Genomic DNA, 12,572 nt, shown 5'->3' with positions numbered 1-12,572 from the left:
GGTATGATGGAACAGCAGAAAAATGTGCAGCTGGAGCAGCAGATTGTGCACAAGGTAGAGGAGCTGGGCGCACAGCTCTTGGACAGCATTGTAGACATGGTGCAGATTGACAGCACGGAAACACAGGCGGCGCAGGACGCACCGTTTGGCGTAGGTGTGCGTGATGCCTTGGATGCGGCGCTGGCACTGGCAGACAGATTGGGCTTCGAGACAGTGGATGTAGATCATTACATGGGGTATGCAGCTTATCGGGCACCTGGAACGGTTGATTTACAGGGGTATGTCGGTGCGATTGGACATTTGGATGTCGTGCCGGCAGGTACCGGGTGGCGGCAGCCGCCGTTTTCCGGCTTTCGTCAGGATGGCGTGATTTATAGCCGCGGCGTACTGGATAACAAAGGCCCTATCTTATCTTGTCTGTATGCATTATATGCCCTCAAGGAATTAGGGTTGCCGCTCAGACGAGAAGTGCGTATTGTGTTCGGATGCGATGAGGAAAGCGGATTCGAAGATTTAAAGTACTATTTAACAAAAGAGCAGCCGCCGGTCATGGGATTTACACCTGATTGCAAATATCCGGTGGTTTATGCCGAGCGTGGCCGTGCGGTCGTAGAAATCATCGTTCCTGACCATCAAGCGCTGTTTGTGCTGATGAATGAATATATTCTCAATGCAAATAACAATGGTGAACGGTTGGGAATTGCGTTTCGGGATGAGGAGTTTGGCAGCTTAGAGGTGCGTAATTATCGCATGAATCAGACCGATCAAGGCCCAGCTATACAGTTTTCTATCAGCTATCCGGCGGGATGCACGGTAAACGGCCTGCTGGAGCAGCTGCGGCAGACACTGCCGAACAGTATTGTTCGATTGGTCAGCAATTTTGACCCCGTCCGATTTGAAAAGGATTGCCGGCTGGTGGATACACTGCGGTATACATATGAGCGTGTAACTGGTCAAGATGGCACGCCGGTTACAACGACCGGCGGCACATACGCCAAGCTAATGCCGAATATTGTACCGTTTGGCCCTTCGTTCCCCGGACAAAAAGGTATTGGACATCAACCCAATGAATGGATGAACGAGCAGGATATTTTGACCAATGCCAAAATTTATGCGTTAAGTCTGTATTATCTGGCATTGTGAGAGCAAAGGAAGGGATTTTATGCTTGAGATTTGCTGCGGCAGTTATGAAGATGCATTGAATGCATATCGTGGAGGTGCGGAGCGTATCGAACTCAATTCGGCACTGCATTTGGGCGGACTGACACCAACGGCAGCTTGCCTGTCTTTGGTGCTGCGCGATACTAAGGTAAAGGTCATCTGCATGGTTCGGCCGCGCGGCGCAGGATTCTGCTATACACCAGATGAAAAAACACAGATGTTTGCAGAAGCGGAAGAACTGTTATCCCGTGGCAGTCACGGCATTGCCTTTGGTTTTTTGACCGAAAATGCCGAGATTGATGTAAAGGAAACCGAAAAAATGGTCAAGCTGATTCATCAGTATGGTGGAGAAGCGGTATTTCATCGCGCGTTTGATTGTGTGAGCAATCCGCATGAATCAATCGAAACGTTGATTGAATTAGGCGTTGACCGTGTATTGACCAGCGGTCTGGCAGAAAAAGCAATGGGGGGAAAAGACCTCATTCGTGCTCTGCAGGAGAAATACGGAAGTAGGATAGAATTGTTGGCCGGAAGTGGTGTGAACGCATCTAATGTGCGTGAACTGATGGAATACACCGGAGTTTCTCAGGCGCATTCTTCGTGCAAAGACTGGCAGACAGACCCCACGACAAGCGGAGAACAGGTGAGTTATGCATTTGCAGCTGCACCGCATGAGAATTGCTATGATGTAGTCAGTCAGGAATTGGTGGCAAAATTGAAAGAAGTTTTGGCATGAAAGTGATTGAAAACAGAAAGATAGGGCGTTATGTCATTTCTTTCGTGGCTGTGCTGGCATCGGCATTTCTGCAGGCATTCACCATGCAGGTGTTTTTGACGCCAGCGCAAATATTGTCCAGCGGTTTTACTGGAGTTGCCGTTTTGATTGACCGGATTGCAGAACTGTTTGGAATGAGCTTTCCCACTTCGCTGGGAATGATAGCGCTGAATATTCCGGTTGCCGCATTCTGTTTTCGACATATAGGAAATAAGTTTGTTGTTTTTTCGCTGATGCAGGTCTTTTTCGCCAGCTTTATTCTGCGATTTGCCAATTTTCAGCCGCTTTTTGACGATGTTTTCTTGAATATCTGTTTTGGCGGCTTTTTGTATGGCATGGCCATTGTGATTGCACTGAAAGGCAACGCTTCAACCGCCGGAACTGACTTTATTGCGCTTTATGTGTCTACCAAATGCGGCAAATCCATTTGGCAATTGGTATTTTTATTCAACTGCTCAATGTTGTGCATTTTTGGTTGGCTGTTTGGATGGGTCTATGCGGGCTATTCGATTCTGTTTCAATTTCTGACAACCAAGACGATAGAGACCTTTGATAATCGCTATAAACGTGTGACGCTGCAAATCACGACCAGAGAGCCTAATCGATTGATTAACACCTATATGCGGCAGTATCGGCATGGTATGTCTGTGCTCAACGGATACGGCGGCTATGGAAAAGGAAAACTCAGCCTGCTGCACACGGTGGTATCGACTTATGAAGTGCGGGACATTGTAGCATTGATGCGGGAAGCTGACCCGCATGTTATTATCAACGTATTGCCGACCGAAAAATTTTACGGCGGTTTTTATCAGAAACCGATTGATTAACTATTGTTTTTTATCAACCCGTTTTGCAAACCGAAAGGAAGAAATCTGTTATGCATAAATTTGGTATTTCCCTCTATCCTCAGCACAGCACTCCCGAAAAAGACGATGCGTACATGGCGTTGGCAGCCAAATACGGATTTCAGCGTATTTTTACCTGCCTGTTATCGGGTAAAGGTGAAAAAGAAGAGATTATCGCCACCTTCACTGACTTTATGTCCAGAGCGCATAAGTATAATTTTGAAGTTGCGGTGGATACCAATCCTGAAATTTTCGCCAAACTGGGCGCAACTCCGTTGGACTTGAAAGTGTTTGCAGATATGGGGGTTGATATCATTCGATTGGATGGTCACTTTGGCGAAGTCGAGGACATTGCCATTACGCGGAATCCATACAACATTCGGATTGAGTTTAACGCCTCACAGAATATGGATTTGAATTTGTTGGTGGAGCGCGGTGCAAACCGTCACAATGTCATCACCTGTCACAATTTTTATCCGCAGAAATATACAGGTTTGGGTTTTGAGCGGTTCTCCTATCTGACAAACAAATATAAGAAGGATGGATTCCATACGGCGGCATTTGTGTCAAGCCATAATCAAAATACGTTTGGGCCGTGGCCGGTCAGCGCAGGATTGCCGACTTGTGAGATGCATCGCAATCTTCCTATCGATTTGCAGGTACGGCATTTGCTGGCGACCGAGCAGATTGATGATATTTTAATTGGAAACTGCTTTGCCACAGAGGATGAGCTGAAAGCGATGTCGCGGGTGGATAGAAATCGCATTACGATGAAAATTGATGTTTGCGAGGATGCAACGGAGCAGGAAAAGCACATTCTTTCGGGCTATCGTCATTTTGCCCGCGGAGATGTATCGGATTACATGATTCGCTCTTCGCTGCCCAGATTGGACTGCCGTGATGTTACGATTGCACACCGACCGGCAGCCAAACCGTTTTTCACACGTGGAGATGTCGTCGTGGTCAATGATAATTTGAAGCATTATCGTGGAGAATTGGAGATCGTCCTGTGTGATATCCCCAATGACGGAGAGCGTAATTTGGTTGGTGTGATTCCGGAAGAAGAACAAATTTTGCTGGATTTGGTCAAGCCGGAATACGAATTTGGTTTTATTCTATGAGTTTTGGTTATAACTTTTTCTCATAGTGCGCGATAGTGGACGGTATGTATCTTTCTGATGAATAAAGAAACAGGCCTTCGATGATTTTGTCATCGAAGGCCTGTTTTTATATACATTCAGTCAACAAGTCTTTGGATAGCAACACAAGAAAAGAAAAACAAGAAAGATATATTTAGTCCATAAATTGGATAAACTCTATGTGAAGGAGTGATCTTATGCTGACCAATACCAAAGCAACTGCCGCAACATGCGGAAATTATGTGATTGTGGAAGAATTTACGAAGGAACGGTCGGCGGCCGATGCATTATTTCAGTATTATTCCAGAAAAGTGAAAGAATCGTATGCAGCCACGCATTAAGCCTTTGGGCTGAGGATAGCAAGCCTGAGCCATGATAAACCATTGATTCCGGACAGAACTATGCTATACTGAATGGTGTAGAATGGTTCTGTTCTGTGTTTTGGTAAGGAGGCAAAATGCAGAATAACAACATTATTCAGCAATCTATGTCGTATGCAACTGCATTGCAGCGGTACATTGCAATCGGATACTATCGACTGTCCAAGGAAGATTTAAAATATGGCGAAAGCGAAAGTATCGAGAATCAGCGCGCCATCGTCAGAAATTATTGCGAAGCAAACGGAATCACACTGGTCGGGGAATTTGTGGATGATGGCCGGTCCGGCTTGAATACAGATCGCGACGGCTTTCAGCAAGCGTTGAGCGTCCTCGAATCTGGACAGTGCAACATGTTTCTCACGAAAGACTTGTCTCGTCTTTCTCGTGATCACATTGAAGCGGATCGTTTTATTGAAGAGGTTTTTCCGCAGCTTGGAATTCGATATGTGGCGGTGGATGATAATGTCGATACGCTGAAAGAGTATGATATCATCGTCCCATTCAAAAATCTGTTCAATGAGATGAGTTCCCGAGACACTTCGAAGAAGGTTACACATGCGTTGCAGGTCAAGCGTGAGCGCGGAGAGTATTGTACCCGCGCGCCATATGGATATCGAAAAGATCCAGCCGACAATATGCATCTGATACCGGATGACAGATGCGATTGGGTTGTGAAGCGTATTTTTTCTCTCTATGCTGAGGGGGTAAAGCCAAAGGAGATTTGCCGGGTTTTCAACGATGAGGGCATTCCAACGCCGTCCGCGGTGAGAGGCTGGCTCAATCCGCATGACGGACGGAAAAATAGGCATGTTACGCTCAGCGCTCCGTCCATTCAATCCGGGTGGGATAAAAGTACGATCTATGTAATTCTCAACAATCGCGTGTATCTTGGCGATACGATTCTCGGCAAGACAAGGCGAAAAAACTTTAAGAAGAAGATCAGTGAATATCGCCCGAAATCGGACTGGCTGGTGACCCCGAATACCCATGAACCGCTTGTCAGCAGAGAACTCTTTGAACGATGTCAGCAGGTAAAAAACGCGAGAGCGACAAAGGGGACATTCCGAAACATGTTTTCCGGTTTTGTGTTCTGCGATACCTGTGGTGCTGCTATGACGATCACAAAAAAGTTTTCCGAGCGGGATGGTAGTGAGGTGCGCGGACTGCGATGCGGCACCAACATTCGTTTTGGCGCCAAAGGGTGCCAAAGTCACAGTATCCCGTATGATGATCTGATCACCGTGGTTACGGAGCGGCTCAATTATTATCTTTCCATGACACAGTCCGAGCGTAAAAGGTTGGTCGAATGCTTGACTGCCAGCATGGCGGGAGAGACAGAAACCGAGACTCTGAAAAAAAGAATTGCAGATTTAAAGCGGAAAAACGAGCGAGATGTGCAGAGCATTACCGCCGCCATATCCAAGAGTGTGGAAGGGCTGCTGGGTCAGAGCGCACTCGATAGTATGCTCAAGCAGTACAATCAAAATATTGAAGCGCGCAGCAAACAAATTGAACAGATGGAAAAAGAGTTAGGACATCTCGATGCGCCGCTGGATTTCAGTCGATTTGTAAATGGATTGGTCGGCAAACAGCCGATTCAGAAGTTAACGCGCGAAGTGCTTGAGGAATTCGTTGAACGGATTGAAATATCCCATTATGAATTGCCCAAGGGAAAGAAGTTGCGCCGAGCCTGTTATGGTTCGTGCGGCCAGCAAATTAAGATTCAATATAAATTTATGCCGGATATTATGCTGGCGGAAAAGGTCAAAGAAGCCATTTGACCCCGCGCAAATTCTAATAATAGACCGATTGCAAGTCCTTCCAGCGCAAGTGCTGATGTGACAAAAGACGGGGAGGAGCCTACTTTAGGGGCGTCCTCCCCGTCTGCTTTTGAACGGCAGCCGCATATTGACAGATCCCTGCCGAATAGATATACTAAAACAGTAGATACCCTTTCCCGGAAGCAGAGCTGACGGGTAAGCCTCTACGAAATCTATATGATCTGCTGTCAAAGATATGGTCTGCGATGAAAGAACCGGAATGAGGTCATTTTGCGTCCTGCATCGTTTTGCAGGACGCATTTTTGCGAAAAGGAGAGTTTTTATGGAAAAGCGCATTGCCGTTTTGGGAATCGTCGTATCCGATCGAGAGGCTAGCGCAGAGGTAAACAGTCTGCTGCATGAGTACGGCGAGCATATCATCGGGCGTATGGGTATTCCGCGTGAGGGATGCTCGATCATCACGGTTGTGATGGAGGGCGCCAATGATACGATCAATGCGCTGTCCGGCAAGCTCGGACGTCTGAAAAACGTGCAGGTCAAATCTATGATGGCGAAGTAAGGAGTAGAAAAGTATGAAACGATTTTTGGCAGGTTTGTTGGCGGTAGCGGCTTCGTTCTCGCTGCTCACAGGCTGCGGGCAGCAGAACAATACGACAGACGGTCAGGAGCAGCAGACGCAGCAATCTGCGGTAGAGCCGGGTTATGAAGAGGGCCTGACCACGCGCGTGGCCGCGCTCAAAGGCCCGACCGCAATGGGACTGGTTTGCCTGATGAGTGAGAATGAGGGAGAGGACGCGCATTATTCGTTTGACCTGTACACCTCGGGCGATGAAATTGTGCCGCTCATCGGCAAGGGGGAAGTGGATATCGCCCTGATTCCGACCAATCTGGCCGCAACGCTTTACCAAAAGACCGAGGGCGGCGTGCAGGTGCTGGACGTCAATGCGGGCAACGTGCTGTATGTGGTTTCGCATGATGAAGCGCTTACTGACCTGAGTGGTCTGAAGGGCAAGACCGTTTATATGACCGGCAAGGGCACTTCGCCGGACTGGACGCTGCAATATCTGCTCGGTAAAGCGGGTATGAGCGAAAGCGATCTGACCATTGAATTTAAGGCCGAGGCGACCGAGGTTGTTTCCGCGCTGGCGCAGGATGCGTCCGCAGTCGGTATTCTGCCGCAGCCGTTTGCCACGGTGGCAATGCTGCAGGATCAGGAGCTTTCGATGAACTTCCCGCTGGAAAACGCTTGGAAGGAATACAGCCCGGACGGCAGCGGCATTGCGACCGGCGTGACCGTGGTACGCACGGAATTCGCCAAGGAGCATCCGGCGGCAGTTGCGCAGTTTGTACAGGATCATCAGGCGTCGGTCGCGGCGGCGGAGGAAAAGCCGGCGGATGCGGCGGCGCTGATCGAGCAATACGGCATCGTCAAGGCGGCGGTTGCACAGCAGGTGATCGAGAACTTCAATCCTATGGTGGCAACGACCGGCGAGGAGATGAAAACATGGGTTTCCGGTTATCTGGAAATGCTGTATGAGGTAGCGCCGGATGCCGTGGGAGGAAAGCTGCCGGATGAAGGCTTCTACTATCTGGGATAAACGCTGGGTTCGCGTCATCGCGGCGGCGGTGTTTTGGCTGGGGCTGTGGCAGGCGGTATCGCTTGCCCTGCCTAAGCTGTTGTTTGCAGGCCCTGCACAAACTGTGCAGAGCCTGTTTTCCATGATTGGCACTGCGGATTTCTGGCTTTCGATTGGGTATTCCATCGGAAAAATTGCGGGCGGTTTTGTGTTGGCGTTTGCGCTGGGATGCCTGCTCGCCGTTCTGTCTCATCGGGCGGCGCTTGCGCGTGTGCTGATGGAGCCTGCGGTGCAGATCATGAAAAGCGTGCCGGTGGCCTGCTTTGTTGTGGTGGCGCTCATTTGGGTGCGGTCGGCATGGATTTCGGTTTTAACGGCGTTTTTTGTCGTGTTTCCTGTTGTGTACATCAATTTGCAGCAGGGACTGGCCAGCGTGGATATAAAAATGCTGGAAATGGCGCGTGTGTTTGCACTGTCCCGCGGTAAACGGCTTCGCGCAGTATACCTGCCCGCTGTGGTGCCGTATGTGCTGGGCGCGTGCCGGGTTTCGGTCGGCATGGCGCTCAAGGCGGGCGTTGCGGGCGAAATCATTGGTCTGCCACGCTGGTCAATCGGAGAGCAGCTCTATCTGTCCAAACTGTATCTTAACACGGCCGACTTGTTTGCATGGTCGCTGACTATCATCGCGCTCAGTCTGCTGCTGGAAAAGCTGCTGGTATATGCTGCCGCAGCCTTACAGAAGAAATGGGGTGCCGCCGTATGATAGAATTTCATGGAGTGAGCAAATTGTTTGATGGCAAGACTGTGCTGCGAAGCGTTCACTGGCGTATCGCGCCAGGAGAACGATGGCAGGTGCGAGGCGCGTCCGGCATTGGTAAAACCACGCTGCTGCGGCTGCTGATGGGCTTGGAAACGCCGGATGCCGGCTGCATCACGGGTCGGGAAGGGCTGCAGTTTCTGCCAGTGTTTCAGGAGGACCGTCTGGTCGAGCATTGGAGCGCGATAGGGAATGTGTCGCTGGTGTGCGCGGATGCTGCGCGTGTGCACAGGATTCTATGCAAGTTGTTGCCTGAGGACGCAATCGACCAGCCGGTGCGAACGCTGTCCGGCGGCATGCGCCGCCGTGTTGCGCTGGCGCGCGCATTGGCCGCCGAGGGCGACGTGCTTGTGCTGGATGAGCCGTTCGCGGGTCTGGATGAGGAAACCCAGCGGCAAGCGATGACAGTGATTGAACAGCATCGGGCAGAACGCACACTAGTGATCGTGTCGCATGGCACGGACGACCTGCTGTGCGGCTTTCAGATACTGGATTTAAATAAATGACAGACGGCCGCCCGAAGGGGCGGCCGTTTTGCAGTATTGTGCAGCAAAGGTTTGCCAAAGGGCGGGGAAATATGATAAGATAGCATGCGTAAAGGTTGTGATATAAAATGCAAAAGGGAGAAGCGGCAAAACTCAAGCTGCTGCTCAGCGGTATTTCGGCACGACTGACCAAAAACCGGGATTTTTTTGTGCAGGCGGTCGGTGCATTTACTTCGGGAAAGAAAAAGTTTGAAGCGAAACTGACGCGTGAGGGTGAGGACTATCGGCTGCGCTTTCAGGGCGCAGAACGCACGGTGGATGCGGATGGTTTCTGTACGTTTTTTGCCGAGCAGGCAGAGAAATTTGATGAAGCAGTACTGACTTACACTGAGCGCGGATCGGTGGTGACACTTTCGGTCACGCCGCGCGGGGTGCAGATGAAGCAGGCGGAGCGGCAGGCGACGACGGAAGAGAAAGCGGCGGCCGCCAACCCCTTGCTCGACCCGGGACGGCAGTATCTGATTCGCGTTGACCGCGCTGCAGCGCTGCTGCGCGAAATCGGCATTCTGACCGCGGATGGCAAGTTGAAAAACGACATGATCCGCAAGTACAACCAGATTGACCATTATGTGGAGCTGGTCGCGCCCATGTTCGAGCAGGACGACAGCGAGGAAATCGTGCTGCTCGACTGCGCCTGCGGCAAATCCTATCTCAGCTTTGTCATGAACTATTATCTGCATGAGGTGCTGCGCCACCGCTGCCGCGTGATCGGTGTGGATATCAACGAACATGTCATCGACGAGAGCCGCGCGATGGCTAAGCGGCTGGGATATCATAACATGGTGTTCCAGTGCGCCGACCTACGCACTTATCAGCCGCCTAAGGGTGTAACGGCGGTGATTTCATTGCATGCCTGTGATATTGCGACCGATCTGGCACTGGCAACGGCCATCCGCGCCCGCGCGAAGTATATCGCGTGCGTGCCTTGCTGCCATAAGGAGCTGCTCGACCAGTATACGTTGCCGGGACTCGAGCCGTTGACCAAATTCGGCGTATTTAAGGCGCGCTTTAACGATGTGCTGACCGACAGCATGCGCGCGCTCAAACTCGAAGCGGAAGGATATAAGGTATCGGTGGTAGAGTATATCTCGCCGCTCGACACGCCGAAAAACCTGCTCATCCGCGCGGTACGCACCGGACGAGACAATCCGCGTGCCCGTAAGGAATACGACGCAGTACGGCAGGCGGTCGGGACAACCTCGGAGCTTGACCGGCGCTGCGCCGAAATGGACGCGGAATTCTTTGTCACAGACGAAGATCTGATTTTGTAACACCAAGATTACCTCTGAATAAACTGGTAATGAAGTCTCTTCAATCAATATTTGGAGGTAATATACATGGCTGAAAAAGTCTGCTGCCCCGGTCCGATCTGCGGCAGTAATAACAATAACGGCACCGCTGGCGGTTTCCGCGAGGCGGTCTGCGTTCACACCAAGAAGGTTTATGATTCCTGCCGCAGCAAGGAGTGCCTGCGCGACATCCGCGTGTATCTGTGCCGCGATGCGCAGGAACTGCTCAACGCCGGCGGCATCGCTTCGGTCAAGCCGCGCGCAGCTGAGCTGCTGTGTGTGAAGATCGACGTGGAACACGTTCAGTTTAAACGCGGCTTGTGAGGTTACCACATCGAGGCAGACGATGGCGGCAGCAGCGGATAAATTTGCAGATGCAGATTACCGGGGGAGTTTGCGGTGACGCGAACCGTTTTTGTGTAGACGATTTTGTCAATAACGGTTTTGAGCAATTGGTTCTGCTCACGGGCACTCTCTGCCTGCTCGTAGGCGTCAAGAACATGCTGCAGTCGGGGCGCAAAGGCGCGGCGGCGTGCGTTTTCGTGTTCCAGTTGTTTCAGTTCGGTCTGTATTTCGGTTTGCTGACGGAGGAGCGAGGCGCGCTCGGCATCGAGCGCGTTTTTGCGTTCGAGGTATAATGCGGAGGTGTACACCCCAGTCTCGACCAGTTCAAAAGCACGGTCTATGCGTATGTCCAACTCGGACAGACGTTTGTCCAGCAGATGGAGTGAGGCACGCAGCGGCGCAGCATCATCCTGACAGGGGAGGGAACTGCTGTCGGGCGAATAGCCGGCCAGCCAGATGCGCAGCGTGTCGAGCACCATGCGTTCGATTTCGTCATAGCGGTGCGAAATGGTCGGACAGGCAGAACGGGAAATACAGAAAATCAGCGGCTCGCGCGGAACGGTTTGCTTGGTGGAAACGCAGTTGCGCTGCATCTTGCGGCCGCATAAGCCGCAGACGATCAGGCCGGTGAAGGCGTTTTTCTGTCCCTTTCCGGCAGGGACCGGGGGCGCAGGATGACTTGCGAGGATTTCCTGTGCATGGTGCCAGTCTTCGCGGGAGACAAGCGCTTCGTGCCGCCCCTCGTATAGCTGCACGTCCTTGGCGGTCAGACGAACGACCTTGAGACGGCCGTCGACCACCTCTTTGCGTGTTGGTCGGCGGGTGCTGGTGGTATAGCCTGCATAGTGCGGATTGTGCAGCAGGAGGGACACGCGGCGGTCGGTCCACTGATTGCGTGTACCCGGCGGCGGAGCCAGCAGCCGGTTAAGCCGCTTTTTGATTTGGGAAATGCACATATCTTCATGCACGAACCAGTGAAATATGTTCTGCACAATGGGGGCGGTTTGTGGGTCGGGTTCGAGTGAACCGCCCTTTTCGCCCTTGAGCTTGATTTTGCGATAGCCGAAAGGCGGTTGTCCGGCGGTGTATTTGCCCTCGCGCCGTGCGGCCTGCACACCAGCGTTCAGACGGCGGCGGATGGTTTTATATTCGCGGCGGGACATGAAAAGCCCAAACTCAAAATACTCCTCGTCGTATTCGTTGTTGGGGTCAAAGGTTTTGAATGGCGTGATGATGCGGGTTTCTGAGTATTTGAAAGCGCGCGCGACAATGCCTTGGTCAATGCTGTCACCACGCGCCAGACGTTCAATTTCCATAACGATGACACCACACCACTGTCCGGCTTCGACCTCTTGCAGCAGCCGCTGCATCTGCGGGCGTGCGGCAATGGTGTCGCCCGAAACAACCTCTTCATAAATTGCCCCAACCGGCAGGCCGCGCGCTTCAGCCAGTTCGGTAAGCGTTCGGCGGTGGCGGGCGAGTGTGTCGCCTTCGCCGCGCGCTTCCGCTTCGAGGTCCTGACGGGATTTGCGCAGATAGATGCAGTATTGCGTGGGCATGGAACCAGCTCCTTACAGGGATTTATTAACATCCTATCGATAGCGCATGTAAAAAATGACATGTCGGAGTCTCGCGGGCGCATAGGATACGGCGAAGGAGGCGGTCAGCATGGCTGTTGCTGCGACTTATCACTATGCACACGGTACGGTTTCCGTTTGCGACGACGCTTACCGCGGCATATCGCCCGAGGAAAAAAAGCGCCGCGAGGAGCACATGTGGCGCGCGGCATATGAAATTGCGCTGGGTGCGCAAATCAAACGGCAGGAAACGGAAAAATAAAACAGGAGCTGGAAATGCATGTCACCGCGTCAAAATCCGTCAAATTGCGTTTATTCTTTTTGTTCAGTTTTTTCTCTTT

The 12,572-nt window shown here is 51.6% G+C and carries 14 protein-coding genes; 13 read left to right on the top strand and 1 reads right to left on the bottom strand.

What is annotated here, in order from left to right; genetic code table 11:
- Positions 1 to 3: 3 nt before the first annotated feature.
- From ACESSO_RS01265 to ACESSO_RS01210, 12 genes are all read left to right on the top strand, one after another.
- Positions 4 to 1,143: a Sapep family Mn(2+)-dependent dipeptidase gene (locus tag ACESSO_RS01265; protein ID WP_373163235.1), complete on the top strand. Its 1,140-nt coding sequence runs from the start codon at positions 4 to 6 to the stop codon at positions 1,141 to 1,143.
- 19 nt (positions 1,144 to 1,162) lie between these two features.
- The gene (locus ACESSO_RS01260; RefSeq protein WP_373163234.1) at positions 1,163 to 1,897 is read left to right on the top strand and encodes a copper homeostasis protein CutC; all 735 of its coding nucleotides are present in this window, start codon (positions 1,163 to 1,165) and stop codon (positions 1,895 to 1,897) included.
- A complete protein-coding gene (locus ACESSO_RS01255; RefSeq protein ID WP_373163233.1) occupies positions 1,894 to 2,763 on the top strand; it encodes a YitT family protein in 870 nt (289 codons plus the stop codon). The genes ACESSO_RS01260 and ACESSO_RS01255 overlap by 4 nt, the downstream gene beginning before the upstream one ends.
- 50 nt (positions 2,764 to 2,813) lie before the next feature.
- Positions 2,814 to 3,902 (top strand): DUF871 domain-containing protein, encoded by a 1,089-nt coding sequence (locus tag ACESSO_RS01250; RefSeq protein WP_373163232.1) that lies wholly within the window; start codon positions 2,814 to 2,816, stop codon positions 3,900 to 3,902.
- A gap of 215 nt (positions 3,903 to 4,117) precedes the next feature.
- Positions 4,118 to 4,261, top strand: coding sequence for a hypothetical protein (locus tag ACESSO_RS01245; RefSeq protein WP_373163231.1), 144 nt, complete (start codon positions 4,118 to 4,120; stop codon positions 4,259 to 4,261).
- A 116-nt stretch (positions 4,262 to 4,377) separates the two neighbouring features.
- Complete coding sequence (locus ACESSO_RS01240; protein ID WP_373163230.1) at positions 4,378 to 6,081, top strand: recombinase family protein; 1,704 nt, start codon at positions 4,378 to 4,380, stop codon at positions 6,079 to 6,081.
- 322 nt (positions 6,082 to 6,403) lie between these two features.
- Positions 6,404 to 6,640 (top strand): TM1266 family iron-only hydrogenase system putative regulator, encoded by a 237-nt coding sequence (locus tag ACESSO_RS01235; RefSeq protein WP_373163229.1) that lies wholly within the window; start codon positions 6,404 to 6,406, stop codon positions 6,638 to 6,640.
- Between the two features lie 13 nt (positions 6,641 to 6,653).
- Entirely contained in the window at positions 6,654 to 7,679 is a 1,026-nt protein-coding gene (locus ACESSO_RS01230; RefSeq protein ID WP_373163228.1) for an ABC transporter substrate-binding protein, read from the top strand.
- The gene (locus ACESSO_RS01225; protein ID WP_373163227.1) at positions 7,654 to 8,421 is read left to right on the top strand and encodes an ABC transporter permease; all 768 of its coding nucleotides are present in this window, start codon (positions 7,654 to 7,656) and stop codon (positions 8,419 to 8,421) included. Before ACESSO_RS01230 ends, ACESSO_RS01225 begins: the two co-directional genes overlap by 26 nt.
- Positions 8,418 to 8,981, top strand: a complete 564-nt coding sequence (locus ACESSO_RS01220; protein ID WP_373163226.1) for an ATP-binding cassette domain-containing protein — start codon at positions 8,418 to 8,420, stop codon at positions 8,979 to 8,981. The genes ACESSO_RS01225 and ACESSO_RS01220 overlap by 4 nt, the downstream gene beginning before the upstream one ends.
- Before the next feature lie 107 nt (positions 8,982 to 9,088).
- Positions 9,089 to 10,291, top strand: a complete 1,203-nt coding sequence (locus ACESSO_RS01215) for an SAM-dependent methyltransferase (RefSeq protein WP_373163225.1) — start codon at positions 9,089 to 9,091, stop codon at positions 10,289 to 10,291.
- Positions 10,292 to 10,357: 66 nt separating this feature from the next.
- On the top strand, positions 10,358 to 10,633 hold the full coding sequence (locus ACESSO_RS01210; RefSeq protein ID WP_373163224.1) for a hypothetical protein: 276 nt from the start codon (positions 10,358 to 10,360) through the stop codon (positions 10,631 to 10,633).
- A 2-nt stretch (positions 10,634 to 10,635) separates the two neighbouring features.
- On the opposite strand, the gene ACESSO_RS01205 is transcribed toward ACESSO_RS01210, so the two are convergent.
- On the bottom strand, positions 10,636 to 12,213 hold the full coding sequence (locus ACESSO_RS01205) for a recombinase family protein (protein WP_373163223.1): 1,578 nt from the start codon (positions 12,211 to 12,213) through the stop codon (positions 10,636 to 10,638).
- A 109-nt stretch (positions 12,214 to 12,322) separates the two neighbouring features.
- Between ACESSO_RS01205 and ACESSO_RS01200 the strand changes: the two genes are divergently transcribed.
- On the top strand, positions 12,323 to 12,493 hold the full coding sequence (locus ACESSO_RS01200; protein ID WP_373163222.1) for a hypothetical protein: 171 nt from the start codon (positions 12,323 to 12,325) through the stop codon (positions 12,491 to 12,493).
- Positions 12,494 to 12,572: the final 79 nt, after the last annotated feature.

This window comes from Agathobaculum sp. Marseille-P7918, assembly GCF_964248325.1.
Taxonomy (GTDB): Bacteria; Bacillota; Clostridia; order Oscillospirales; family Butyricicoccaceae; genus Agathobaculum.
This window is presented reverse-complemented; position numbering and strand designations above follow the sequence as displayed.

Excerpts from the sequence above, each read along its gene's own strand:
- ACESSO_RS01265 (WP_373163235.1), top strand. The coding sequence starts at position 4 with ATGATGGAACAGCAGAAAAATGTGCAGCTGGAGCAGCAGATTGTGCAC.
- ACESSO_RS01260 (WP_373163234.1), top strand. The coding sequence starts at position 1,163 with ATGCTTGAGATTTGCTGCGGCAGTTATGAAGATGCATTGAATGCATAT.
- ACESSO_RS01255 (WP_373163233.1), top strand. The coding sequence starts at position 1,894 with ATGAAAGTGATTGAAAACAGAAAGATAGGGCGTTATGTCATTTCTTTC.
- ACESSO_RS01250 (WP_373163232.1), top strand. The coding sequence starts at position 2,814 with ATGCATAAATTTGGTATTTCCCTCTATCCTCAGCACAGCACTCCCGAA.
- ACESSO_RS01245 (WP_373163231.1), top strand. The coding sequence starts at position 4,118 with ATGCTGACCAATACCAAAGCAACTGCCGCAACATGCGGAAATTATGTG.
- ACESSO_RS01240 (WP_373163230.1), top strand. The coding sequence starts at position 4,378 with ATGCAGAATAACAACATTATTCAGCAATCTATGTCGTATGCAACTGCA.
- ACESSO_RS01235 (WP_373163229.1), top strand. The coding sequence starts at position 6,404 with ATGGAAAAGCGCATTGCCGTTTTGGGAATCGTCGTATCCGATCGAGAG.
- ACESSO_RS01230 (WP_373163228.1), top strand. The coding sequence starts at position 6,654 with ATGAAACGATTTTTGGCAGGTTTGTTGGCGGTAGCGGCTTCGTTCTCG.
- ACESSO_RS01225 (WP_373163227.1), top strand. The coding sequence starts at position 7,654 with ATGAAGGCTTCTACTATCTGGGATAAACGCTGGGTTCGCGTCATCGCG.
- ACESSO_RS01220 (WP_373163226.1), top strand. The coding sequence starts at position 8,418 with ATGATAGAATTTCATGGAGTGAGCAAATTGTTTGATGGCAAGACTGTG.
- ACESSO_RS01215 (WP_373163225.1), top strand. The coding sequence starts at position 9,089 with ATGCAAAAGGGAGAAGCGGCAAAACTCAAGCTGCTGCTCAGCGGTATT.
- ACESSO_RS01210 (WP_373163224.1), top strand. The coding sequence starts at position 10,358 with ATGGCTGAAAAAGTCTGCTGCCCCGGTCCGATCTGCGGCAGTAATAAC.
- ACESSO_RS01205 (WP_373163223.1), bottom strand. The coding sequence starts at position 12,213 with ATGCCCACGCAATACTGCATCTATCTGCGCAAATCCCGTCAGGACCTC.
- ACESSO_RS01200 (WP_373163222.1), top strand. The coding sequence starts at position 12,323 with ATGGCTGTTGCTGCGACTTATCACTATGCACACGGTACGGTTTCCGTT.